Origin of the sequence: Afipia clevelandensis ATCC 49720 (assembly GCF_000336555.1) — a bacterium.
Classification (GTDB): domain Bacteria; phylum Pseudomonadota; class Alphaproteobacteria; order Rhizobiales; family Xanthobacteraceae; genus Afipia; species Afipia clevelandensis.
The window spans coordinates 1,721,489-1,744,161 of sequence record NZ_KB375281.1 but is presented as its reverse complement, the minus strand read 5'-3'; the positions used below and the strand labels follow the sequence as shown (position 1 = coordinate 1,744,161).

The 22,673-nt window shown below is 62.2% G+C and carries 32 protein-coding genes; 16 read left to right on the top strand and 16 right to left on the bottom strand.

Annotated features, from left to right (window positions below; all coding sequences use genetic code 11):
• Positions 1-82 precede the first annotated feature (82 nt).
• Positions 83-388: a PilZ domain-containing protein gene (locus HMPREF9696_RS08260; RefSeq protein ID WP_040301273.1), complete on the top strand. Its 306-nt coding sequence runs from the start codon at positions 83-85 to the stop codon at positions 386-388.
• Here the strand turns inward: HMPREF9696_RS08260 and HMPREF9696_RS08255 are convergent.
• From HMPREF9696_RS08255 to HMPREF9696_RS08245, 3 genes are read right to left on the bottom strand one after another with little or no spacing between them, the layout of a single operon-like run.
• Positions 385-951 carry an inner membrane-spanning protein YciB gene (locus tag HMPREF9696_RS08255; RefSeq protein ID WP_040301271.1) on the bottom strand — a complete coding sequence of 189 codons (567 nt, stop codon included), beginning with the start codon at positions 949-951 and terminating at the stop codon, positions 385-387. The genes HMPREF9696_RS08260 and HMPREF9696_RS08255 overlap by 4 nt on opposite strands.
• 11 nt (positions 952-962) lie before the next feature.
• On the bottom strand, positions 963-1,337 hold the full coding sequence (locus HMPREF9696_RS08250; protein WP_002712516.1) for a hypothetical protein: 375 nt from the start codon (positions 1,335-1,337) through the stop codon (positions 963-965).
• Positions 1,338-1,373: 36 nt separating this feature from the next.
• Positions 1,374-1,940 carry a hypothetical protein gene (locus HMPREF9696_RS08245; protein WP_009736934.1) on the bottom strand — a complete coding sequence of 189 codons (567 nt, stop codon included), beginning with the start codon at positions 1,938-1,940 and terminating at the stop codon, positions 1,374-1,376.
• A 111-nt stretch (positions 1,941-2,051) separates the two neighbouring features.
• On the opposite strand from HMPREF9696_RS08245, the gene HMPREF9696_RS08240 reads away from it, so the two are divergent.
• The 3 genes from HMPREF9696_RS08240 (at position 2,052) to HMPREF9696_RS08230 (ending at position 3,944) form a co-directional block, all read left to right on the top strand.
• On the top strand, positions 2,052-2,795 hold the full coding sequence (locus HMPREF9696_RS08240) for a TetR/AcrR family transcriptional regulator (protein WP_002712514.1): 744 nt from the start codon (positions 2,052-2,054) through the stop codon (positions 2,793-2,795).
• A gap of 33 nt (positions 2,796-2,828) precedes the next feature.
• Positions 2,829-3,089: a hypothetical protein gene (locus HMPREF9696_RS08235; RefSeq protein WP_051053226.1), complete on the top strand. Its 261-nt coding sequence runs from the start codon at positions 2,829-2,831 to the stop codon at positions 3,087-3,089.
• 162 nt (positions 3,090-3,251) lie between these two features.
• A complete protein-coding gene (locus HMPREF9696_RS08230; protein WP_002712513.1) occupies positions 3,252-3,944 on the top strand; it encodes an SET domain-containing protein in 693 nt (230 codons plus the stop codon).
• Between the two features lie 83 nt (positions 3,945-4,027).
• Here the strand turns inward: HMPREF9696_RS08230 and HMPREF9696_RS08225 are convergent, their stop codons facing one another.
• From HMPREF9696_RS08225 to HMPREF9696_RS08215, 3 genes are all read right to left on the bottom strand, one after another.
• Complete coding sequence (locus HMPREF9696_RS08225) at positions 4,028-4,240, bottom strand: hypothetical protein (protein ID WP_002712512.1); 213 nt, start codon at positions 4,238-4,240, stop codon at positions 4,028-4,030.
• A gap of 135 nt (positions 4,241-4,375) precedes the next feature.
• Complete coding sequence (locus HMPREF9696_RS08220) at positions 4,376-4,777, bottom strand: hypothetical protein (protein WP_002712511.1); 402 nt, start codon at positions 4,775-4,777, stop codon at positions 4,376-4,378.
• A 34-nt stretch (positions 4,778-4,811) separates the two neighbouring features.
• Positions 4,812-5,090 (bottom strand): hypothetical protein, encoded by a 279-nt coding sequence (locus HMPREF9696_RS08215; RefSeq protein WP_002712510.1) that lies wholly within the window; start codon positions 5,088-5,090, stop codon positions 4,812-4,814.
• Between the two features lie 104 nt (positions 5,091-5,194).
• Between HMPREF9696_RS08215 and HMPREF9696_RS08210 the strand changes: the two genes are divergently transcribed.
• Both HMPREF9696_RS08210 and HMPREF9696_RS08205 read left to right on the top strand, forming a co-directional pair.
• Complete coding sequence (locus HMPREF9696_RS08210) at positions 5,195-6,037, top strand: helix-turn-helix domain-containing protein (protein WP_040301899.1); 843 nt, start codon at positions 5,195-5,197, stop codon at positions 6,035-6,037.
• 212 nt (positions 6,038-6,249) lie between these two features.
• On the top strand, positions 6,250-6,906 hold the full coding sequence (locus tag HMPREF9696_RS08205) for a DsbA family oxidoreductase (RefSeq protein ID WP_002712508.1): 657 nt from the start codon (positions 6,250-6,252) through the stop codon (positions 6,904-6,906).
• A gap of 93 nt (positions 6,907-6,999) precedes the next feature.
• Here HMPREF9696_RS08205 and HMPREF9696_RS08200 read toward each other — a convergent pair whose 3' ends face one another.
• Positions 7,000-8,253, bottom strand: coding sequence for an MFS transporter (locus tag HMPREF9696_RS08200; RefSeq protein ID WP_002712507.1), 1,254 nt, complete (start codon positions 8,251-8,253; stop codon positions 7,000-7,002).
• 110 nt (positions 8,254-8,363) lie between these two features.
• Here HMPREF9696_RS08200 and HMPREF9696_RS08195 point away from each other — a divergent pair, with 110 nt between their 5' ends.
• Complete coding sequence (locus tag HMPREF9696_RS08195; protein ID WP_002712506.1) at positions 8,364-9,146, top strand: AraC family transcriptional regulator; 783 nt, start codon at positions 8,364-8,366, stop codon at positions 9,144-9,146.
• A 34-nt stretch (positions 9,147-9,180) separates the two neighbouring features.
• On the opposite strand, the gene HMPREF9696_RS08190 is transcribed toward HMPREF9696_RS08195, so the two are convergent.
• The 4 genes from HMPREF9696_RS08190 to HMPREF9696_RS08175 form a co-directional block, all read right to left on the bottom strand.
• Positions 9,181-9,387 carry a type II toxin-antitoxin system HicB family antitoxin gene (locus HMPREF9696_RS08190; protein WP_002712505.1) on the bottom strand — a complete coding sequence of 69 codons (207 nt, stop codon included), beginning with the start codon at positions 9,385-9,387 and terminating at the stop codon, positions 9,181-9,183.
• Positions 9,387-9,581 (bottom strand): type II toxin-antitoxin system HicA family toxin, encoded by a 195-nt coding sequence (locus HMPREF9696_RS08185; protein ID WP_040301270.1) that lies wholly within the window; start codon positions 9,579-9,581, stop codon positions 9,387-9,389. The genes HMPREF9696_RS08190 and HMPREF9696_RS08185 overlap by 1 nt, the downstream gene beginning before the upstream one ends.
• Positions 9,582-9,652: 71 nt before the next feature.
• Positions 9,653-10,597 (bottom strand): cupin-like domain-containing protein, encoded by a 945-nt coding sequence (locus tag HMPREF9696_RS08180; protein ID WP_002712504.1) that lies wholly within the window; start codon positions 10,595-10,597, stop codon positions 9,653-9,655.
• Positions 10,594-11,811, bottom strand: a complete 1,218-nt coding sequence (locus HMPREF9696_RS08175) for a GNAT family N-acetyltransferase (protein ID WP_002712503.1) — start codon at positions 11,809-11,811, stop codon at positions 10,594-10,596. The genes HMPREF9696_RS08180 and HMPREF9696_RS08175 overlap by 4 nt, the downstream gene beginning before the upstream one ends.
• A 366-nt stretch (positions 11,812-12,177) precedes the next feature.
• On the opposite strand from HMPREF9696_RS08175, the gene HMPREF9696_RS08170 reads away from it, so the two are divergent.
• Both HMPREF9696_RS08170 and HMPREF9696_RS08165 read left to right on the top strand, forming a co-directional pair.
• A complete protein-coding gene (locus HMPREF9696_RS08170) occupies positions 12,178-12,507 on the top strand; it encodes a PilZ domain-containing protein (protein ID WP_002712502.1) in 330 nt (109 codons plus the stop codon).
• Between the two features lie 38 nt (positions 12,508-12,545).
• Positions 12,546-12,794, top strand: coding sequence for a PilZ domain-containing protein (locus HMPREF9696_RS08165; RefSeq protein ID WP_002712501.1), 249 nt, complete (start codon positions 12,546-12,548; stop codon positions 12,792-12,794).
• A 17-nt stretch (positions 12,795-12,811) separates the two neighbouring features.
• Here the strand turns inward: HMPREF9696_RS08165 and HMPREF9696_RS08160 are convergent, their stop codons facing one another.
• Positions 12,812-13,066, bottom strand: coding sequence for a PilZ domain-containing protein (locus HMPREF9696_RS08160; protein WP_002712500.1), 255 nt, complete (start codon positions 13,064-13,066; stop codon positions 12,812-12,814).
• Between the two features lie 328 nt (positions 13,067-13,394).
• Here HMPREF9696_RS08160 and HMPREF9696_RS08155 point away from each other — a divergent pair, with 328 nt between their 5' ends.
• Positions 13,395-13,688 carry a hypothetical protein gene (locus HMPREF9696_RS08155; protein ID WP_002712499.1) on the top strand — a complete coding sequence of 98 codons (294 nt, stop codon included), beginning with the start codon at positions 13,395-13,397 and terminating at the stop codon, positions 13,686-13,688.
• Positions 13,689-13,711: 23 nt separating this feature from the next.
• Here HMPREF9696_RS08155 and HMPREF9696_RS08150 read toward each other — a convergent pair whose 3' ends face one another.
• Positions 13,712-13,897: a hypothetical protein gene (locus HMPREF9696_RS08150; protein ID WP_002712498.1), complete on the bottom strand. Its 186-nt coding sequence runs from the start codon at positions 13,895-13,897 to the stop codon at positions 13,712-13,714.
• A 439-nt stretch (positions 13,898-14,336) separates the two neighbouring features.
• Positions 14,337-14,711, bottom strand: a complete 375-nt coding sequence (locus HMPREF9696_RS08140; protein WP_002712496.1) for a glyoxalase superfamily protein — start codon at positions 14,709-14,711, stop codon at positions 14,337-14,339.
• Positions 14,712-15,173: 462 nt separating this feature from the next.
• On the opposite strand from HMPREF9696_RS08140, the gene HMPREF9696_RS08135 reads away from it, so the two are divergent.
• Together HMPREF9696_RS08135 and HMPREF9696_RS08130 are read left to right on the top strand one after the other, a co-directional pair.
• Complete coding sequence (locus HMPREF9696_RS08135; RefSeq protein ID WP_002712495.1) at positions 15,174-15,368, top strand: hypothetical protein; 195 nt, start codon at positions 15,174-15,176, stop codon at positions 15,366-15,368.
• Positions 15,368-15,601 (top strand): hypothetical protein, encoded by a 234-nt coding sequence (locus HMPREF9696_RS08130; RefSeq protein WP_002712494.1) that lies wholly within the window; start codon positions 15,368-15,370, stop codon positions 15,599-15,601. Before HMPREF9696_RS08135 ends, HMPREF9696_RS08130 begins: the two co-directional genes overlap by 1 nt.
• Here HMPREF9696_RS08130 and HMPREF9696_RS08125 read toward each other — a convergent pair.
• Positions 15,579-16,640 (bottom strand): P63C domain-containing protein, encoded by a 1,062-nt coding sequence (locus tag HMPREF9696_RS08125; protein WP_002712493.1) that lies wholly within the window; start codon positions 16,638-16,640, stop codon positions 15,579-15,581. The genes HMPREF9696_RS08130 and HMPREF9696_RS08125 overlap by 23 nt on opposite strands.
• Before the next feature lie 121 nt (positions 16,641-16,761).
• Here HMPREF9696_RS08125 and HMPREF9696_RS08120 point away from each other — a divergent pair, with 121 nt between their 5' ends.
• From HMPREF9696_RS08120 to recA, 4 genes are all read left to right on the top strand, one after another.
• Complete coding sequence (locus tag HMPREF9696_RS08120; protein ID WP_040301893.1) at positions 16,762-17,625, top strand: DDE-type integrase/transposase/recombinase; 864 nt, start codon at positions 16,762-16,764, stop codon at positions 17,623-17,625.
• A 138-nt stretch (positions 17,626-17,763) separates the two neighbouring features.
• Positions 17,764-17,955 (top strand): hypothetical protein, encoded by a 192-nt coding sequence (locus HMPREF9696_RS08115; RefSeq protein WP_002712491.1) that lies wholly within the window; start codon positions 17,764-17,766, stop codon positions 17,953-17,955.
• Positions 17,955-18,179, top strand: a complete 225-nt coding sequence (locus HMPREF9696_RS08110; RefSeq protein ID WP_040301264.1) for a hypothetical protein — start codon at positions 17,955-17,957, stop codon at positions 18,177-18,179. Before HMPREF9696_RS08115 ends, HMPREF9696_RS08110 begins: the two co-directional genes overlap by 1 nt.
• A 180-nt stretch (positions 18,180-18,359) precedes the next feature.
• Entirely contained in the window at positions 18,360-19,448 is a 1,089-nt protein-coding gene (gene recA, locus HMPREF9696_RS08105; RefSeq protein ID WP_002712490.1) for a recombinase RecA, read from the top strand.
• A 317-nt stretch (positions 19,449-19,765) separates the two neighbouring features.
• Here recA and gcvP read toward each other — a convergent pair whose 3' ends face one another.
• Complete coding sequence (gcvP, locus tag HMPREF9696_RS08100) at positions 19,766-22,627, bottom strand: aminomethyl-transferring glycine dehydrogenase (RefSeq protein ID WP_002712489.1); 2,862 nt, start codon at positions 22,625-22,627, stop codon at positions 19,766-19,768.
• Positions 22,628-22,673 lie beyond the last annotated feature (46 nt).

Genomic DNA, 22,673 nt, shown 5'->3' with positions numbered 1-22,673 from the left:
TATGCAATGCATTTTACCAATTCTTAGGACGCCCTTCCTATCGTCCCGGCCATATCGGGACATCTGCGTAATTTCAGACACAATGGATAAAGAGAAACGAGCCGCACCCCGCGTGAATTTCGAGCGCGGTGTCACTGTCCGGATACTTGCCATCGACGGCACCTGGCAGCGTGAATGCGAAATGCTGGATGTGTCGGAGACCGGTGCGCTGCTCCGGGTTCTCGGCAGTCTCGCAGGGCTCGACCTGAAGGAATTCTTCCTCGTCCTGTCGTCGCGCGGAACGGCGCATCGCCGCTGCACGCTGGCCTGGGTCGAGGGCGACCGCATCGGCGCGGGATTCGTCAAGGACAAGCCGGCAAAGCGGAAGGGCGTGCTGGGGCGGGCCTAGTTCGCCGCCTGTGCCGCCGCGGCGGCGCGCAGCTTGCGCGTGATGGCGATACGGAACACCACATACTGGATCGCGAAGGCGACGACCTTGGCGCCAATGGCGATCACGGTGACGTAGAAGGCCCACAGCTTGACGTCGCCGGTCATGGCGGTCGCGACGACGCCGGCGCCGAGGATGAACATCAGCACGGCCCAGCAATAGCCCGCGATGGTTGCGAGGTGAGGGATGTTGTCGCGGACCATCGGCGGCGAGTAGCGCAGCATCCAGTCCTTGCGCAGCATGATCGCGCCGATGGCGAAATGCGCAATGCTGGGCTTCACCAGCACGAAGCGCGGATCCTTGGTCAGAAGCGTCGCGGTGCCGAGCACGATGACCAGCGCGAGGCTGGCCCAGGTCATGATGTCGAGCTTTTCGCGCCGCATCCGCGCGCGGATGAATTGCGCGACCGCGCCGACGATGGCGACGGCGGTCGCAATCAGGATGTCTCCCGTCGCGGCGTAAACCACGAGAAAGACGATGGTGGAAAAGAAGTCGGTGAAAAGCTGACGGAAGACTGCGGCCATGGGGCCGAATGTCACACGGCTGTCGGCGCGGGAGCAAGAGCCTTCCATGAGGAATGCGGCGCAAGCGGCGTGCTGACGGGCTTGGTGCCGGGCTTGCAGGCGCAGTTGGAGACCGAGCCGGTGACCTCGGCCGGGAAGGCCAGCGCGGCCGATGCGGTGTCGTCACCTGCGAGCGTCAGGCCGGTCAGGGCGAACACCAGCGCAAGGCTGGCCCAGATGGAGGCGCTGGGCTTTGCGCCGGTGGTGCGGCCGAACACGACCTGCGCGACGACGACGGCGGTTGCCGTCAGGGCCGCCAGCACGACGTCCCCGATCAGCACAAAGGCTGCGAAGAACACGGCGGTGGAGAGAAAGCCGAGAAGAATCTTGAAAGCGGTGCGGGCCATGAGTGGCTCCTTGGTCGGTGAGAGGGGCAGTCCGGATCAGGCAGCAGCCGTGGTGGCGCTGGCCGCGATCCCGGCGCGAACGTGCTTCGGGTACCATTGGGTGAAGTAGATGGCGCTGTTGCGGATCGCGAAGGCGATGGCCGCGCAGATCCACAGCGGCATGCTGGGCATGTAGATCGCCACCATGTCGGCGGCGAGCATCAGGACGAAGGCTGCGCTCCACACCCAGGTGAGGATGTAGTTGGTGCGCAGGAAGAGGGGACGCTGGGCGGTCTCGGCATCGACCACTTCGCGCGCATGCTGCAGCGTGAAGGGCTTGCGCAGCGCGATCGACCCGAGCGCGAGGACCAGAACGCTGCCGTCGACGGCGAGACGGACTGAGGTCGGGGTCATGTCGGTGGCGATCATATGATAGCCGGCAAGCGCCGCAAAAATCGCCAGCGCACCGGCGGTCAGCATCTTGATCGAACGGCCGGCCACCATATCTCGCAGGACCAGGCCAAGAGCGACCGCGGCGCCCGCCAGCAGGCTGATCTTGACCGTGGTCAGCATCATCAGCGTGGCGAAGGTCGCGAACGGGGCAAGGATCAGAAAGAGGGCCATGGCGGGTCTGCCGGTTGGTATCTTGACGTTGTAAAGATGCATTTAGGGCCTCGCCGGGGAGTCGTCAAGGAAAATCTTGACAGCGTCAAAATGCATACCTAGATTGCTGGTATGAGCACGCAGAGCGCAGCCAGACGGGAAAAACTCCCCAAAGCCGCGGCGGCTGGAAAAAAGCCGCTGCCGAAGGCTGCGGCTGCGAAAAAACCATCCCCAGGGGCCGCCAGACCGGCCCCGAAGACCGGCCGGGCCGCCCCCTATCATCACGGCGATTTGCACGAGGCGCTGCTTCAGGCCGCCAAGCGGGTGGCCGAGCGCGAGGGCATCAACGGGTTGACGCTGCGTGCGGTGGCCCGCGAGGCCGGTGTTTCGCACGCCGCGCCGGCGCATCATTTCGGCGATGTCACGGGTCTTCTCAGCGAGCTCGCCGCGATCGGATTCCAGAAGTTTTCCGCCGCGCTCGGTCTGGCGGCCTGCGAAGCGGGGCCGGACATGATGTCGGCGGCGCGCGCCCGCGCCAATGCCTACGTCGCGTTCGCGCGCGATAATCCCTGCATGTTCCAGCTCATGTTCCGCGCCGAGCGGCTCGATCACAGCCGGCCGATGCTGAATGAAGCCTCCAGGGCGGCGTTCGCCAAGCTGGCGGGCATCGTTGCCGCGCAGCGTCATGAAAATCTTGAACTCGATCACCTGACCATCGAACAGGCCGCCGATGTTGCGCGGATCTGGTCGCAGGTGCACGGCTTCGCGATGCTTTATCTCGATGGACGCCTGCAGCACATTCTCGATGCGACGCCCGGCGTCACCGCGGAGGAACTGCTGGCGGCCATGCTGAAGCCGACGCCGGCCTGCCAGTAGGCAACCGTTCTCGCCGTCGTGCGTTAACGGCGCATGGCAAGAACACCCCGCGCGCCCTGGAAACGTGACAACCCGCGCAAGCGCGCGGGCAAGGCATCCAGACATCTCTCGCCCGCACAGAAATCGGCCGCCAAGGCCCGCGCCAAGCGGGCCGGGCGGCGCTATCCCAATCTCGTGGACAACATGCGCGCGGCTTCAACTTCAAAGAAGAAGCCCGCTGCGAAGAGGCGCGTCGGCCGCAAGCGGGCCGCCAGCAAACCGGCGGCCCGCCGTTCCGGCGCCGCTGCGCGATAGACAGGGAACCTGCCGGTCTGAGCTGTCCTGCAGAATCTGCCTGCATTTGTCGCATCAGGCGTGTGGATCGTTCATGCCGCGCTCGCGAAAAACGTGTCATGATACGTGGAATCGCATTAGAAGCACTCTCAGCTTTTGTGCCCTTTCAGTCGTCCGTGAGCCATGCCCGAAATCTCGTCCAGCAAGCCCTATCGCATCGGCCGGTCCAAGACCGGGCTCGGTCTCTTCGCCACCCGGAAGATCAAGAAGGGCACCAAGATCATCCGCTACTTCGGGCCGCTGCTCGACTCGAAGAACAAGAAGCACGACGACATCGACAACAAGTATCTGTTTGAAATCAACAATCGCTGGACCATCGATGGCTCCACGCGCAAGAACATCGCCCGTTATGTCAACCATGCGTGCCGCCCGAACGCCGAGTCGGATGTCAATTCGCGCAAGCGCAAGGTGATTATCCGCGCCATCAAGACCATCGAGCCGGGCGAGGAGATCAACTACGACTACGGCACCGACTATTTCAAAATCTTCCTGAAACCCATCGGCTGCAAGTGCGATCACTGCGAGAAGAAGCGGGCGAAGAAGCGCGCCGAGGCGCGCGCTGAAAAGCTGCGGCTGAAACTCAAGGCCGAGAAGAAAGCCGCGAAAAAGGCCGACAAGGCTGCCCGAAAGGCGACGAAGGCCGTCGGCAAGGCTGTTACCCCGAAGGCTGCCAAAAAGCGCAATCCGCTTGGCGCTGCAAAGGCCAATGCCCATGCGCGCGGCACCGGCAAGCCGACGAAGACCAAGGCTTCGCGGACCAGGCCGCTATCGCGCGTGCAGACGAAAGCCGCCACCCGGGTCAAGCGCGCGTTGTAATCCGGCACGCTGCCTGACGGCGGCGTTGCGCTGACCGTCCCTTGAATCTGTTTCCTGCCATCAGCCGGGATGAATGGGCCGCCTTATTCGGCGATGACGGCTTCGACGGCCTTGATGGTCTGCTGGATCGCCGCGATCTCATGGATCAGCACGGTCGAGAGCTTCGGCCCGCGTGCGCGCATTTCCATCACCAGTTCGCGGCGGCGTTCGCGCAGCAGCACCAGCGGCAGACGATGGTCGAATGTATCTTCATTCGGTTCGGCTTCGTCGCCAAAATCTGCTTCCATGACCGACATGTCCGGCTCCCATGACAACGCGATGAGGCTAGCCGAGCCGCATTAAGTGGCAGCAAGGGAGACCGATAAAATTGTACGGAAACGAAAAAAGCCGGGCGGAATAGTGTTTCCGCCCGGCTTTTGGTTAGGAAGTTCTTACCGGGCCGCGACCGCGTCCGCGCTCTTGCGCAGGCCGATGAATTCCAGCTCCGCGAACACGCCGACTGCAATGGCCTGCGCGACGATGAAGACCTGCCCGAGCAGATTGGGCGAGACCCAGCCGCTGGCGAGCAGCGCGATGCTGTCGATGGTCCAGACCGCGTTGATGGCGATTACGGCCCATACCGCGATCTTCGGCATCATGTCGCGGGTGGCGAGATAGCCGACACCGAGCACGAACGCCACCAGCACGAGACCGGTGTTGCGCAGAAAATCTTCAGGCAGGTTTGTCAGCGAAGCAAGAAAGCCTGCGCCGAACACCAGCAGCAGCGCGGACACAGCGCTGAAGAGAGCGTCGATCTGAAGGGCACGGCGAAGGAAGGGGGACGGATGGATCATGGTGGTTCTCCTTTGGTGAGGTGGACGTGAGCGATCAGGGCTTGCGGCGCTGCGCGAGGAACTGGCGCAGCAGTGTGAGCGGGCAGAGGGTTTTCAGCGCACGGTCTTCGGCGGCCTGCACATGCGCGAACACGAAAACGCCGGTGTGATGCAGCAGCGGTTCGGGCATGTTGAGCGACTGCGCGAGCAGGCGCTTGGCGAGTTTGGCGACCCAGGCCAGCGGGCTTGTTTCGATGATGGAGCCGCCAGGCTTCGGCGCCGGTTGCTCCTGCGTGCGGGGTGTCTGTGCGGGTGAGGTCGTTCGCGTGGTCATGAGGTCATCTCCTGTCATGGCGAAGATGATCCGGCCGCGCGCCCAATTCGATTACCTGTCAGGTAATGGAACGTGCGAAATCTGCATGGTAGGCTTCTGCCATGATGAACGCACACACATCGGCGCGCCGCGCCGCCAAGACTTCGGTCAAGACCGCACGGCCCAGCCATTTCGGCGATCACCTGCGCGAGTGGCGGCAGCGCCGCCATCTCAGCCAGCTCGATCTGGCGGGCGACGCCGAGATTTCAGCGCGGCATCTCAGCTTCGTGGAAACCGGACGTGCCGCGCCGTCGCGCGACATGGTGCTGCGTCTGGCCGAGCGGCTGGATGTGCCCTTGCGCGAGCGCAATGTGCTGCTGGTGGCGGCGGGTTTCGCGCCGGCCTTTCCCAATCGCTCGCTCGACGATCCCGCGCTGGCCGCCGCGCGTCAGGCGATGGAGACGGTGCTGAAAGCCCATGAGCCGTATCCGGCGATGGCGGTGGACCGGCACTGGAATCTAGTGCTGGCCAACGCCATGATCGCGCCGTTTCTGACCAGTGTCGCGCCGGCGCTTCTTGCCCCGCCGATCAATGTGATGCGCCTCAGCTTTCATCCGCAGGGCCTTGCGCCGCTCACGGTCAATCTTGCGGAATGGTGCGGGCATCTGCTCGAGCGCTTGCATCGGCAATGCGAGGCGACCGCCGATCCGGCCCTGATCGCGCTTTATGAAGAGTTGAAGACCTATCCGATCCCGGCGCGGAAGGCGCCGCAGTCCTCCGGCGCGGACAGTCTTGCCGTCCCGTTCAGGATGAAGATGGGCGACACCGTGCTCAGTTTCATCTCCACCACCATGGTGTTCGGTACGCCGCTCGATGTCACGCTGTCCGAACTGGCGCTGGAGACATTCTTTCCGGCGGACGAGGTGACCACCGAAACAATGCGGGCGATGGCGAAGGGGCAGGGGTAAGATGTGATCTTTCAGCGGTCGTCCCCGCGAAAGCGGGGACCCATACTCCCTGAATTATCAGCGTTGTTGCGATAGCCGATTGCCTCTTTCCCCGTATCACCGCAGCCGGTGGTTATGAGTCCCCGCCTGCGCGGGGACGACACCGGGGTGTAGTGCCTTGCCTTATGGCCGGTGTGGCTTATCTTCCGGGTTCACATTCGTGAGGACACGCCATGGCCCTGAAACCGCTGCAGATCGACATCGTTTCCGACGTTGTGTGCCCATGGTGCTATATCGGCAAGAAGCGCATCGAGGATGCTCTGGCGCTGGCGAGCGACGTTCCGGTCCATGTCAACTGGCGGCCATTTTTCCTCAATCCCTGGGTGCCGCGCGAAGGCATCACCCGCGATGAATACCTCACCGCGAAGTTCGGCTCGCCCGAGGCTTACAAGAACATCGCGGGCCGCGTGGTCGCGGCGGCGGAGGAAGAGGGATTGCAATATAATCCCGGCAGCGTGAAGCGCCAGCCCAACACCATTGATTGCCATCGGCTGATCCTGTGGGCCGACGCCGAGGGCAAGGCCGCGCAAATGAAACAGCGGCTGATGGAGCTTTATTTCCGCGACGGCGGCGACCTGACCGACAGCAATGTGCTGGTGCAGGCGGCCGCTGACGTGGGCCTCGACGCGGAGAGCGTGCGCAAGCGCCTCGCCACCGACGAGGATGTGGAGCGCATTTCAGCGGATGCGCAGGAGGCTGCCGACAAGGGCATTTCCGGCGTGCCGACCTTTGTCTTCGCACAGAAATACGCAGTCTCCGGCGCGCAGCCCGCGGACCAGTTGGCCCGCGCGATCCGCCAGGTCTCGGCGGAGATCAACCAGGCGGCGTGATGGGTTTCGGTCGTCATTGCGAGGAGCGTAGCGACGAAGCAATCCAGCTTTCTTCAAGAATGGATTGCTTCGCTTCGCTCGCAATGACGAGATTTACGCCGCCGCGGCCGCCGGCTGCGGCAGTTTCGAGGGCAAACACGCCACCGCGACAAAGATGATCGCTGCCGACGTCGCCATCAGCCAGAACAGCGTGTCGAAGCCGTAATTGCCGTAGACGAACGAGATCATCGGCAGCGCCAGCGCGAACACCGTGAAGCTCACCACATAGCGGATGCCGTAGATGCGGGCGCGGGCCTCGCCGCTCGCCATCTTGCCGATCATGAAATCGTTGATCGGGATCTGGCCGAACGCGCCGAGCATGAAGCCGAGCGCGGCGGCCAGCGCCCATGCATCGCGCAGGCCGGGCATGGCGGCGAAAAACACCACCTGCATCGCCGCAACGATCATAAACACGGTGCGCGGGCCGAGCCGGTCCAGCAGCGCGCCGACCACAAGCTGCGCCATCGACGCCACCGCGAACACGATGAAGGTGAACGCGCCGACCATGGTAGCGATATCGCCCTTGGCCGCCGTCAGTCCGCTCGCGGACAGCCATTGCGTCATGTCGGTGGCGATGCCCTGCAGGCGTTCGTCGAAGATTTTTGGCAGCGCGAAGGTTGTGGACTGGAACACCAGGCTTGAAACGGCTGTCGTGAGGAACACGATGGCGGAAATTCGCAGCAACAGCGCCTTCATGTCGGCGGTCTGCGGCGCGCTCGCGACGGTGGCGGCCGCCACCTTGCGGTGCGCATGTGCGATCTCGCCCCACTGATGGAGGGTGTAGAGGATGCCGACGCCGATCGACAACACGCCGGGGATGATGAACGCCATCCGCCAGCCGCCGTGGTCGATGAAATAGCCGGTGATCAGCGCGGCGGAGGCAACGCCGAGATTGCCCCAGATGCCGTTGGTCGCCAGCCGCATGCCGGTGTTCTTCCACTTCTGCGTCACGATGGCGAGGCCGACCGGATGATAGATGGCGGCGAACACGCCGACCACGAACAGGCCGATGCCGACCTGCAGCGGCGTCTGCGCGAAGGCCGTTGCAATCGAGGCGGCGCCGATGCCGACAAAGAACACCGCGATCATGCCTTCGCGGCTCCATTTGTCGGCGAGCCATCCGGCAGGCCACGAGAACACGCCGAAGGCGAAAAAGCCGGGCGCGGCATATTTCAGGAGTTCGCTGTAGCTGAGGCCCCATTCCCGCGAGAGCGCGAGCGCCGCGACGGTGGCGAAGATCAGCGTGAACAGGTGGTCGAGATAATGGCCGATGTTCAGGAACAGGAAATGGATGCGGTCGCGCGTCATGGGAGCCTCTTGCTGGGCGTATTCTCGATTCTGAGGTGAAAAGTAGCCTTGGCACGCTGGCGCTGTCATGCCAAAAATCGTCGAGAAACTGCCATTCAGGATTTTGGCTTATGGCCCGCCGCAGCACCGATGCCCGCGATTATCAATTCGTGCCGCGTCCGCTGGCGGCGATGTCGAAGAGCTTTTGCGACGGCTCCGAGATCGAGCCGCATCATCATGCGCGCGACCAGCTTGTCTATGCGGTGACCGGCGTGATGCGCGTGCGCACCGCCGATGAGGCGTGGATCGTGCCGCCGGACCGCGCGGTGTATCTGCCGGCGAAGACGGTTCATTCGATCAGCATTCGCGGGCAGGTGGAGATGCGCACGCTCTATATCTCGCGCGGCGCCAGCGACGATCTGCCATCCAGCCCGACCGTGCTGGAAGTCTCAGCTCTGCTCCGCGAACTGGTGCTGGCGATGGTCGAGGAGCCGGTGATCTATGACGAGAAGGGCCGCGCCGGTGCGGTGGCATTTCTTATTCTGGCGGAGATCGCCCGCGCGCAGCGGCTGTCGCTGGTGATCCCGATGCCGCGCGATCCGCGCCTGCTGCGCGTCTGCAACGCACTTCTGGCCGATCCGGCAAGCAGACTCACGCTGGAGAGCTGGGTGGATGTGGCGGGCGCGTCATCGCGGACGCTGGCGCGGCTGTTCGAGTCCGAATTGGGAATGAGCTTCGCCGCATGGCGTCAGCGCGTACGCTTTCACAATGCGCTGGAGGCGATCGTCGCGGGCGAGCCGATCGCGCGCGTCGCCGAGCGCAACGGCTATCGCAGCTCAAGCGCGTTCTCGGCGGCGTTCCGCAAGGCCATGGGCCAGCCGCCGAGGTCGTTGCGGGTGGAGGGGGTGGATTAAGGGATTAAGGCTGACCTCGGGATCGCGATGGACGTTACGCTTCCACGTACTCAGCCAGACTTGTAGGAAGCGGCACCTCAAGACCGTCGGCCTTCAGGCCTTCGATATGAAAGCGGATGGCTTCGCGAATTTCAGTCTCGACGTCAGCGATTGTTTGAGCCGTCGCAACGCAGCCCGGAAGATCGGGCACGAAGGCTGAATAATTCCCTTCGGTTTTCTCGATAACGATTGCGTAGCGCATCAGCGGCTATCCTTCAGTCCAGATTGCTTCAAGATACTGTTGAATGTGCCCGGCGCAAGGTCGTCCGAAGGCTTTCCTGCCACTGTCACGCGGCCGGATTTAAGCGGGTGCTTGTATTGCCGGTGAGAACCGCGGGTCGCGACCAGAAACCAGCCATCTCTCTCCAGCAGCGTAATCGCGTCCCTGACCTTCACCTTGCGCCCCCGCCAAGATTTTAGCGGGAGGTGCAAAATGTCACAAGTGGCGCGGACCGATCGGACGGCCCTCACGCCTTCTTCAGATAATAATTCGCGTTCTTGCCCAGCGCGATGCGGCGGATCACCCGGCGCATGGTTTCCGAGCCGCGCAGCGGTTCGACGACGGCGGCGGCGGTGCGATAGACCCCGAGCTTGACGCTGTCGAGCACGGGGTTCTTGCCCGGAGCGGCCTGCGGCATGCCGAGGCTGCGCAGCATCGAGTTGAAGCGATGCAGGTCGTTGAGGCGGCGGACTTCTTCGGTCTTCCAGGTGATCGCCATCGAGATCGAATGCGAGCCCCGGGTCTTGACCCAGTGCGGCCACTGATAGGGGATGTAGCAGCCGTCGCCCGCGTCGAGATTGAACTCGATGCCGCGCGGACGGAAACTCTCGTGGTATGGCACGTTGCGGTGCTTGACGGTGGAATGCTCCACCTGCGCATCGTCGGCGATCTGGCCGTCGCGGTTGTCGTAGACCGCGAAAATCTTCTCGCCGTGGATCTGCACGAAGAAGTTGTCTTCCGCGTCCATATGGAACGGCGTCGTCGAGTTCGGCGACGACACGAACAGGAAGCCCTCGATCTGCGAGAAGCCGGCGTCCTCGATGCTCTTGAAGCCGCGTGCGCGGGCGACCGAAGTCAGGGCGTCTTCCAGCAACTGACGATACTCGGGTGATTTTTCGATGCGCTTGAGCACCATCCATGCGCCCGCGGTCTGGATGCGGTTGACCACTTCGACCGGATCGAGATCCACACTCTTGACCTTGTCGGGGTCCTGGCTGACGGAGGCGTCGCCGGAATTGTATTCGATCAGGTCGCGCGGCATTTCCGCGGCGAGCTGGGCGATGCGCGGCAGCGTCAGCAGCGGATGGCCGGAGAGCTTGTGGCGGATCGCGAAGGGCTTCAGCGGAAAGTCGTGCTTCAGCGCTTCGTTGTCTGCTGTGATGACCGGCGAAATGCTTGAGGCGACGTTCATGAGCGTGTCTCCCGGAGTTTTCTGATGGTGTGAACAAGGCGGCGCACCGGCTCGCGGATGAGCGTGCGCAGGGCGAGGCCGTAGCGGATGGCCGGAACGAACGGATCGCGGCGGCCCAGCGGAATCAGCACGTCGCCGATGGCGAGGCGTCCGCGCCAGATCGGGTCGATCATCGGATGGCCGGGGATCGCGGTGGAGTCGGCCATGGCGATGGCGGGATCGGCGCACAGATGCCGCGTCAGCTCCAGCGTCAGTTGCACGCCCGGTGAGCATTTGGCGAAGCGTTCGTCCACACCCATCTTGAAATAGAAGGCGCGGTCGAGATGCCGCAGGACGATGCCGGATGCCACCGGCGTGTCGCCCGCATGCAGCGTGACGATCTCGCAATGGCCGCGTGCGGCCGCATCGAAGACGGCGCGGCGGACGAAGGTCTCGTCGCCCTCGTTCTGCGCCAGCGCGGTGCCGCGTTTCGCCTTCCAGCCGCTGGCCTCCAGCGTGAGGAAGGTGGCGAGGTCGCGTTTGATTTCGCTTGGCGCGGTGGCGATGGTGAAGATCACCTCGCCATGTTCCGCGAGGCGGTTGCGCTGGCGGCGCAATTCCTTGAGCTTCTTCGGGCCGAGCGCATCGCGCAGCAGGTCGTCGGCATTGCGCGTCGCGTCGAGGCAGGCGCGTTCATGGCGTTGCAGGAGACGCGGCTTCAGTCCGCGGCATGCGAGCGCGCGTGTGAACGACATCATCACCGCGCCATCGAGCGCGATGTCGCGCAGGATCAGGGCATGGGCGCCGCTGCTCCGCGCCTGTTGCATCAATTCCTTTGCGGCCTCGTCGGCCTGATCGCGGTCGAGCAGCGGCGTGGCGAGCGTGCCGTAAGGATCGGCGCTGACCAGTGCGGGCAAGGGGAGACCATAGGCACGCCACGCAGAGACCACCGGCAGAAGGCCGATCAGGCGCTGGCCTTCGCTGGCTGTGACATGGGCGGTTATCGCGTTGACACCGGTGCGGCCCTGCGCGGTTGCGTTGACGGCCATCTCCCATTCGGGAAGGAAATAGCCGTTGGGTTCGACGGCGTTATCGCTCAGGCGGTGCCAGCGCTCGGTGTTCACGGTGTCGAGCGGCACGAGCCCTTCAGCCGCAGCATTGCTGGCGGCGCGATCGCGCGCAAAGTTCATCTCGCGTCGCGTCGCAGCTTCTGCTGCATTGGCAATCTCGGCCACGGCCCTGTTCCCATCCACGCTTTTTGCGCACGGCGAAGCGCGCGCGTTTTTCTTGCGTCCCTGATCCTGAACAGTAGGGGGCAAACATCAAAATCGGATGTGGGATTAGGGTTAAATCGGCTGTGCTTTTTTCACCCGCCGTTAACGGTGATTTTCTGCGCGACGATGCGGCGGCGAAGCGCGGTATTTAGCTGCGGCAAATTGGCATCGTCAGGGAAATTTAAGCAATTGAGCGCAGCCTGACAGCATTATGTCACCGCCCGGACTGGATTTCCCGGCGGCCTGAAATTTTCAGTCTTCAGCTTTTGTAAACCAGAATCTCTGGTTCGGATATTTACCAGGCGGCAGTCTCCGCAGGAGGTCGCAATGGGCAAGGAACTTCGCAAGAACCCGCGCGTCGGTTTTCAACGCGGCTTTGACGTGCAGATCATGGGAATCGACGGCACCTGGCGGCGGGGTTGCCGGATGCTGGATGTTTCGGAAAGCGGCGCGCTGCTCCAGGTGGAAGGGTCGGTCGGGGATCTCGATCTGAAGGAATTCTTCCTGGTGCTGTCCGCGACGGGTCTTGCTTTCCGGCGCTGCAAGATGGTCCGCGTGAATGGCGATCAGATCGGCGTTCTTTTTCTGAAGCACGAATGCAGGAAGAAGATCGCGTCGCCGTCCGACCGGCGCGCGCCTGCGCAGAGCGTTTCCTGACTTCCGTTTGAATGAGTGTGACACCAAGGCACGAGGCCATGCATCAGGATCGCCGCTTCAATCGCATCAAGCCCGCTGGCAATCTATCGCGGACCGCTAGCATCATCCTCGATCCGAAAGCGCCGGTGATCGGCTGCAACGTCGTGGATTATTCCGCGGGCGGCGCATGTCTCGAAGTGGCGCCCGGCAAGCCGCTGCCGAAGCGGTTTGAACTGCTCTATGCCGGATCGAAAAAGAAATGCCGCCTTGTCTGGGTGAAGGGCGTGCGCGTCGGCGTGTCGTTCTAGTTTGAAAAGCGCTTCGCTTAGTCGAATGCAATGCCCACGCGCCGGCCATCGCTCCACACCAGACGGCAGTGCGCCACGAAATCGTCGGCCTTGATCGCGAGCCGGAAACGCGGCGGCAGCAGGGTGCCGCGTGCGATATCCAGCGCCGCGCCGCCATCCGACATATTACGCACCGTGCAGTCCACGCCTGCACCATCGAATGTAATCACGCCGCCCTTGAAGACGCGGCGGCGCACATCGAGGCGCCGCTCCGCCAGCGGTATGTCTGTCATGGCTGCGATCCTCTGAACCATAACCTTGAATCTAATTGTCGCGCGTTGCCAGCGGATGAAACGATGCACGCTGCCGGGGCAGGGCGTGGTGAGAATTGATTCACCATGTTCGCCCCGGCGGTCCGGCCCCGTGAGACTGGATCATGGGATGGGATCATGCGGCAATCCGCCCGGCGAGGCTGTTTTGAACGGTCTGCCCTGTCGTTTTGCCCTGTCTTCTGCCCTGTCTTGGCCATCGTCCTGCGGTGAGGTAGGTTTCCGGCGGGCGCGGACGCGCGATTACCGGATTCACAATGACCGGCCGACAGGGACGACGGGGAGAGCTTTCATGCGGGTGTTGAGAGTGGCGATGCTGATTGGCCTGGCGATGACGCCTGTTTCGGTGCCGGTCTACGCCCAGAGCATGATGCCCGGGTTCCGGCTCGGCGAGGGCAAGGAATACAGCGAGGAAGAGAAGGCCAAGATCAAGGCCAACGAGGAGGCGGCAAAGGCCGCCCGCTCCAAGATCCCCGATGCCAAGGTGAGCAACGATCCGTGGGCTGCGGTGCGCAACGAGCCCGCGCCGAAATCCGCCAAGACCAAATCATCGGCGGCCAAATCCCCGTCGAGCAAGCAGAACTAAGCCTGCAAGCCGCACCGTGGCCGTTATTTGGCGGCCTTTGCCCCCGCTGACAGCCAGTCATTCAGATTGATGGCAACATCCAGCTGACGGGCTTTCTTGATCAGCTCGTCACGCTTGTCACAGGGCGGCATTGCGCGCGCCTTGCTGCGGGTTTCATCGGCGATCTTCTGCCATTTCTCTGTGATTGATATGTCGTGTGTTTGGCGCATGGGTCAGCGTCTCCTGCCTGCTGGGTTCCACCGGTTCGTGATGCGTCGGGTGAACAGGTTCAACCGGCGGTGGGCCGGAACGATCCCTCGCTGTAGCGCGTGGAACCTGCATATATTTTTCGTTTTTTATGGAACGAATGCCGCCGGGCAATCGTCTGTCTTCAAACAGTGCATGGCGGGGACAATGGTTGGTTTGATCAGGTTTGTCGGACGCTGGTTGCGGCCAGCGGCGCCGGAACCTTCCACACAGGCGCAGGACACATCCAGCATGGCCGACCTCGTCCGGCTGCTGGAGCCTGAGCGCGATGCATCCGGCAGTGTGGAGGGGCGCCACGACGGGCCGGGGATCGACGCGAACCCTCCGCGCTCCTGAGGCTCCGTGCTCCATGGCTGAGGCGGTATCGAGTTGCCGTGTATTCCGCGTCAGGAGCCCGCCAGCCTAGCCGCCGTCGTTCTCGGTGAAGATCAGATGATTTGAGAACGGGTCGTACACGGTCATCGTCGTCGCGCCCCAGGGCTGCCGCTCAAGGCCCGGACGCATGTAGCCGTAGTTCTTCGCCTTCAGTTCGGCGTGGTAGTCCGCAAGCCCGGTCATCTGGATCGAGATGTGAACGCCGGGCGATCCGTCGCCATGATGTTCGCTCAGGTAAAGCTGCAGCCCGCCGCGCGAGATGCCGAGAAACAGCGGCAGGCCCGGCTCGAAGCGATGCTCGAAATCGACCGTGAAGCCGAGATAATCCAGATAGAACTCGCGCGCCTTGGCGATGTCGAACATGCGAAGCGTCGGGATGACGCGGGAGAACGTGATGGTCATGGGCGCCTTGGGCAACGGGCAGGCGAGGGGCGGGCTGCCATTCGGTGAATGAAGCCAGCGATGGCCGGCAGAGTGTGCTTGAGTTTGTGCCGCGGGAAAAGCCGCGTCTGGCAAGCTGGCCGGGGCTTGGCGCAATCAGCCTAAAAACAAGGGCCGCCGACCGGGCGACCCTGAGGATTGCAATGCACTGAACGTTGCAGCCGGAATTGGCTGCAGGGACAAACTAGCGCTGGCGACCGCCCGCCGTCGCTATTCGTTTGGATAGGGGGCCGGCTGCAGCAGTACCATCCACGACGGCCGGTCCGGTGAACACGTCCTCCCAAAATCAAATCAGGCCACTCGGGGATAAAACAGGCCAGTACCGCCCCTGGTAGTGTCTCAGTTTGAAAATAATCCGCCTTGACGGACGGTCGCACTCCCACCGCAATGTGTGGTATGCTTAGCGATAAGCAGGAGGCGGTTATGTTCATGATCTTGGGCGGCGTTGACGGGGCGGCTAGCGGCGCGTTTCAGGCGATGTCGGTAGTGCAGGCCATTGAAAAGGCCCTGCAGTTGATGGGTGCTGGCCTCAAGGGCGTCCACATCAAAGACCCCGAGGGGATAATCTACACCCATCAGCAGTTCGACGACCTGCTGATGAAGTGGGAGGATCGCTAATGCCACGCGGTCCTAAAGGCGAGAAGCGCCCCGCCGACGTGATCGGAGCCGCCGTCATGATCGGCAGGATCGCGACCGGCGAGATTGAGGAAAAGCCACCGGCCACCACCAAGAACGCCGCCGCCGTGGAACTCGGCAGCAAGGGCGGGAAGGCGCGGGCCGAGGGCATGACCGCCAAACGCCGCAAAGAAATCGCCAAGAAAGCTGCAGCTACTCGCTGGTCAAAGTCTTAGGTGGCGCGGGCAGTGAGTAAACTCCCGACGAAAACGGAAGTTGCAAAGTATCCTCAAATCGTGGGTACCACTCGTCCAGCTTAAGCCTGAACTCATCCCACGTTGTGCTCATTCGCATCAAAAGCATCACCCCCTCCAGAAGGCGCTTCAATTCCGGCTTTCCCTCCTCTGGAGTCAAATATTGCGTGAGCTTCTGCGTCGGCTTGCCCTTTGCGTTACGCCGCACCCTCTCATGCAGAGCAGTTCGGACGCCGGGGGCGAGTCGGTCATAAATATCGTTCGTCCATCTTCCGATGACTCCCGGGCGGGCTGTTTTCTCGGGATCGAACGCCCATCCGTTCAATCGAAAAATTTGCCGATAGAACTCAAGATCGAACATCTGGACCCAAGGCCGCGCGCCAACTTCAACGTACTTTTGAATAATCTTGTCGATGGCGCGCCGTTTGCGCACATCCTCAAAGCCCGTTGCCCGGTCGACAAGATCATCGATGGCGTGATTCGTAAGCGCCTTGAGAAAGAACCGGCATGCCTCACCAATGTGCTTCTGGCTCGGCAACAACTTCTGCGCAACGAGAGCATCTTGGTAGACCCAGCAGACATTCGGCAGGAGGGAAGCTCGATATCCAAAGGCGCGCCCCTGATATCCAGGACCGCGAAGTGGCACAAATTCAATTGGAGTCGTCGACGCAATCAAGTCATTGGAAATAAACTCATTTAAGTTTGCCGCCCTCAAAAATGCTGGCAACCCGTCGACGCTAGCGCCTTCACCGCCCTTTGCCTTCCCGGCGCGGCCAATCGCCGTCAGAAATCCCTCCTGCGTTAACACTCGCGTGTTTTCCGCGTCGTCAAGGACCGCGCAGGTAATCCGCAGGTCACCGATAACGATGGCACCCTCGGCAATTGCCTTCGGAAGCCCCTTGTCGTGCCGCGCAAGTGCTGCGCGCCGCGCAATTGCGCTGCGTTCTTCCGGCGAAAGGCTCTTTTTCCGCGCCATCGCCGCAGCAACTTTCTTTGGATCCTTACCCTCGATGCCGGTCATAAGATTCTCCTGCTTGCAGAATCGACGTGCAAGCATATGCTAGCACAATATTTTGTGCAAGCAGGATGAAAATATGACAATAATGCTTGACGCTAAGCATAAAAGTTCAGATACTCGGGGCATGAACAAATTGCCCCTCCAGAAGCGCGTCCAAATCCTCTCCATGCTTTGCGAGGGGTCGTCCATGCGGTCCGTCTCCCGCGTGGCCGATGTGTCGATCAATACCGTCTCGAAGATGTTGGTGGACGCTGGAGAGGTTTGTTCGGCCTATCACGACCAGTATGTCCGCAACCTTCAGAGCAAGCGCATCCAGTGCGACGAAATCTGGTCGTTCTGCTACTCCAAGGACAAGAACGTAAAGACCGCTAAAGCGGCTCCGGCGGGCGCTGGCAACGTCTGGACGTGGACGGCGGTCGATGCGGACACAAAGCTGATTTGCTCATGGGCGGTGGGCGGGCGCGATGCTGAAACCGCTCAGCGCTTCATGGAGGACTTGCAGGGTCGCGTTAAGACGCGCACCCAGATCACCACGGATGGCCTACGCTTGTATCTGGATGCCGTGCAGGAGGCCTTTGGCGCGGACGGCGTGGACTACGCCATGCTCATCAAGATTTACGGTGCGCCGGAAGGGCGCGGCGATGAGCGCCGCTACAGTCCCGCCCAGTGCGTTGGCGCAAAGAAGGCTGTGGTGGACGGCAATCCGGACATTAAGCACGTCTCAACGTCCTACGTTGAACGCCAGAACCTGAATATGCGCATGGGAATGCGCCGGTTCACCCGCCTGACAAACGCCTTCTCAAAGAAGATCGACAATCACTGTCACGCGCTGGCGCTGTACTTCATTTTCTACAACTTCTGCCGCATACATAAGACGCTGAAAGTATCGCCAGCGATGGCGGCAGGGGTCACAGACAGGCTTTGGAACATGGAAGATGTGGTGGGCTTGATTGAAGCTCGTGACCTGCGACGAAATAAACTTGGTTAACAATTAGTGAGCTATTGATTTTACTGGAAAATTCCAATGAGGCGTCGGCTAAGTCACTGAATCTTCGCTTGATTTTTGGAACGAACATGCCAACATATGGTTGTTGCAGGACCTATTGCTGGGTGTTTGGAGTTCACAATGTCCTATCGTCTGGTCCAAAAGAAAATTGGGGACCTGTACGTTTATACGTCCCCCGATCTTCCGGGTTTGTATGTAGCTCATCCTGATGAGGCTACTGCGCTTGGGCAGGTGCCCGAATCCATTGCCGCCATTGAGCGCATTAATGCGCGCCGCGATGAGCGTGAGCAGGTTCAAAAACGCTACGCCTAATGGCGCGTTATATCCTAGTGGAAGTTATCAGGTTTTTAGAAGAGCAACATTGTTGCCCGAGTGGCGATAAGCTTTCGGGCGGCATCGCTTTTGAGACGGCGGACGGTCATGGCTTCACTTTGCCCGTTTACGATAACGATTGGATCGACGCTGATTTAGTCGATGACATTCTTTCCAATCGTTGGATCGTACCTTGTGCTCACACCTTAAAACGCCACGACTAGGCCTAAGCACAAAAGTTCAGTCGGCAAACTGAGACACTACCCCGCCCCTCGCAAAAGAACATATTGCGAACTTAGAACAAATAGGGTACGTTAGTTCCATCGGATCAAGCCCGATTCCGGTCCGCCGACCCTGGGAAGCCGTTTGTCCGGCAGGCGAATCCCATACATAAGGAGCATCAGATGGCCCCCGCCGCCCTGCGTATCGTTGAAGGATCGTCCATGGACAAGACCAAGGCCCTGTCGGCCGCGCTCTCCCAGATCGAGCGCCAGTTCGGCAAGGGATCGGTGATGAAGCTCGGCAAGAACGACCGCTCGATGGAAGTCGAGGCGGTGTCCTCCGGCTCGCTCGGGCTCGATATCGCGCTGGGCATCGGCGGGTTGCCCAAGGGCCGTGTGGTCGAGATTTACGGGCCTGAATCTTCCGGCAAGACCACGCTGGCGCTGCATACGGTGGCCGAAGCCCAGAAGAAGGGCGGCATCTGCGCCTTCATCGACGCCGAACACGCGCTCGATCCGGTCTATGCCCGCAAGCTCGGCGTCAATGTCGATGAACTTTTGATTTCGCAGCCGGACCATGGCGAGCAGGCGCTGGAAATCGCCGACACGCTGGTGCGCTCCGGCGCGGTGGACGTGCTGATTGTCGACTCGGTGGCAGCGCTCGTGCCGCGCGCCGAACTCGAAGGCGAAATGGGCGACAGCCTTCCCGGCCTGCAGGCGCGATTGATGAGCCAGGCGCTGCGCAAGCTGACCGCCTCGATCAACAAGTCCCACACCATGGTGATCTTCATCAACCAGATCCGCATGAAGATCGGTGTGATGTACGGCTCGCCCGAAACCACCACCGGCGGCAATGCGCTGAAGTTCTACGCCTCCGTGCGTCTCGACATCCGCCGCATCGGCCAGATCAAGGAGCGCGACGAGGTCGTCGGCAACACCACCCGCGTCAAGGTGGTGAAGAACAAGCTGGCGCCGCCGTTCAAGCAGGTCGAATTCGATATCATGTACGGCGAGGGCGTCTCCAAGATGGGCGAAATCCTCGATCTCGGCGTCAAGGCCGGCCTGGTCGAGAAGTCCGGCGCCTGGTTCTCCTATGACAGCCAGCGCCTCGGGCAGGGCCGCGAGAACGCCAAGGCCTTCCTGAAAGCCAATCCGGAGATGACGGCGAAGATCGAGGCCTCGATCCGGCAGAATTCGGGCCTGATCGCCGAGCAGATTCTGGCCGGCTCGCCGGAGCGCGATGCCGACGGCGAGGAGCCGGCGGAAGACTAATCAAGTTTCGAGCCGGGCCTCGGCCCGGATCAGGTGCGATCCGGAAAGACGGGAATCCTTTTCGGGCATCCATCGCATCTTCGGAAGCAAACGGGCGTTGTGGATGTTGAGTTGCCGACATCCCCAGCGCCCGATTTGTTTTGAGCGACGAGCGCGGCTGTTCTCCGCGTCGTCCCCGCGAAAGCGGGGACCCATACTCCCTGAGCTATCGATGCCGTGGGATGCGGGATGGATGCGTAGCTCTCGTCAGATGAGAAAGAAGAAGGTGGCTCCCCGCTTTCGCGGGGACGACCGGTTTAGAAACCGCGCGAGCGGACTTACTCCGCCGCCTGCGCGTAGTCCGACACCGGCGGGCAGGAGCAGACCAGATTGCGGTCGCCGTGCACGTTGTCGACGCGGCCGACCGGGCACCAGTACTTGTCGGTGCGCGAGGTGCCCGCCGGAAAGCAGCCTTCGACGCGCGTATATGGCCGGTCCCACTTGTCCTCGGCAATGTCATGCACCGTATGCGGCGCGTGGCGCAGCGGCGAGGCCTCGATCCTGAAGCGTCCGGCCTCGACATCGGCGATCTCGCGGCGGATCGCGATCATGGCGTCGCAAAAACGATCCAGTTCGATCTTCGATTCGGATTCGGTCGGCTCGATCATCAGTGTGCCCGGCACCGGGAAGCTCATGGTCGGCGCATGGAAGCCGTAGTCGATCAGGCGCTTGGCGATGTCGTCCACCGTGACGCCTGATGTGGTCTTCAATCCGCGCGGATCGACGATGCATTCATGGGCGACACGTCCGTTGTGATTCTTGTAGAGCACCGGGAAATGCGGATCGAGCCGCTTCGCGATGTAGTTCGCGTTGAGGATCGCGATCTCCGTGGCGCGGGTCAGGCCTTCGCCGCCCATCATCAGGATGTAGATATAGGAGATCACAAGGATCGACGCCGAGCCGTAGGGCGCGGCGGACACCGCTTCCACCGCAACCTTGCCGCCGGACTCACGGCCCGGGAGGAACGGCGCGAGATGAGCCTTCACGCCGATCGGACCCATGCCGGGGCCGCCGCCGCCGTGCGGAATGCAGAAGGTCTTGTGCAGGTTGAGATGGCTGACATCGGCGCCGTAGTCGCCGGGCCGCGCGAGACCGACTTGTGCGTTCAGATTGGCGCCGTCGAGATAGACCTGTCCGCCGTGGCTGTGCACGATGTCGCAGATCTCGCGGATCTGTTCCTCGAACACGCCATGGGTCGAGGGATAGGTGATCATCACCGCGGCGAGGTCGTTCGCGTGCTGCGCGGCCTTCTTGCGCAAATCGTCCACATCGACATTGCCGCCGGCGTCGCAGGCAACCACCACCACATCCATGCCCACCATGCTGGCGGAGGCCGGATTGGTGCCGTGGGCGGAGGAGGGGATCAGGCAGACCTTGCGGTGCGCTTCGCCGCGTGCGCGATGATAGGCGCGGATCGCCAGCAGCCCGGCATATTCGCCCTGCGCGCCGGAATTCGGCTGCAGCGAGACCGCGTCATAGCCGGTGATATCGGCGAGCCACTTTTCCAGTGTGGCGAACATGGCGTGATAACCGGCGGCCTGTTCTTTCGGCGCGAACGGATGCAGGTTGCCGAATTCCGGCCAGGTCACCGGGATCATCTCGGTGGTGGCGTTCAGCTTCATAGTGCAGGAGCCGAGCGGGATCATGGCGCGGTCGAGCGCGAGGTCGCGGTCGGACAGCTTGCGCATGTAGCGCAACAGTTCCGTTTCCGAGCGATGCTCATGGAACACCGGATGGGTCATGAACTGGCTGGTGCGCGCGAGCGCGGACGGCAACGTCTCGCGCACGTCCTTCTCGATGTCGGCATAGGAGAGGTTGCCGCCGAAGATGCGCCAGACGCCTTCGATCACCGCAGGCGTGGTGGTTTCATCAAGGGCGATGCTGACCGTCTTTTCGTCCAGCCGCAGATTGATCTGCTCATGCGCGGCATGGGAAATGATCGCTTGCCGCTGGCCGTTCACCGCGACCGTCACGGTGTCAAAATAAGTATCGTTCAGCGGCGCGAAGCCCAGCTTCTTTAAGCCTGCCGCCAGCACAGCCGTGCGGCGATGTACGTTGCGGGCGATGTGGCTCAAGCCTTCCGGGCCGTGATAGACCGCATACATCGAGGCGATCACCGCGAGCAGCACCTGCGCGGTGCAGATGTTCGAGGTCGCCTTCTCGCGGCGGATGTGCTGTTCGCGCGTCTGCAGCGCGAGGCGATAGGCCGGCGCGCCGCGCGAGTCGACGGACAATCCGACAATGCGGCCGGGCATGGAACGCTTCAGCGCATCCTTCACCGCCATATAGGCCGCGTGCGGTCCGCCATAGCCCATCGGCACGCCGAAGCGCTGCATCGAGCCGACCGCAATGTCCGCGCCGAGGTCGCCGGGCGAGGTGAGCAATGTCAGCGCCAGCGGATCGGCGGCGATGACGGCAATGCCGCCTTTGGCTTTCAATGCCGCAATGGCCGTGCGCGGATCGCTCAAGCCGCCGTGCGTGCCGGGATACTGGAACAGCGCGCCGAACACATCGGCCTTCTCAAGATCGTGCGCCGGATCGCCGACGATCAGCGACCAGCCGAGCGGCTCGGCGCGGGTGCGCAGCACCGCCAGCGTCTGGGGATGCACCTCGCGATCCACAAAGAACGCTTTCGTTTTCACGGACGATGAACGTTCCGCCAGCGCCATGGCTTCCGCCGCTGCCGTGCCTTCATCGAGCAGCGAGGCATTGGCGATGTCGAGGCCGGTGAGATCGCAGACCAAGGTCTGGAAATTGAACAGCGCTTCAAGACGCCCCTGGCTGATCTCGGGCTGGTACGGCGTGTAGGCCGTGTACCAGGCCGGATTTTCCAGAATGTTGCGCTGGATCACCGCCGGCAGGATCGTGCCGGAATAGCCCTGGCCGATCAGCGAGGTGAACACCTGGTTGCGTTCCGCGATGCCGCGCATATGCGCCAGCGCCTCGGTTTCTGAGAGCGCCTTGCCGAGATCGAGCGGCGCGTTCTGGCGGATGGACGAAGGCAGCGTTTCGCCCATCAGCGCCTGCAGGCTCGCTGCGCCAACAGTCGAGAGCATGCTTTCGATATCGCGCGGCGAGGGGCCGATATGGCGGCGCACGAAATCGACGGCGGGCTCGGCAGGTTTGCGATGCGCGGTCATGGACTTCTCCTTGAAGGCAAGAATTCAAAAGTCGTCATTGCGAGGA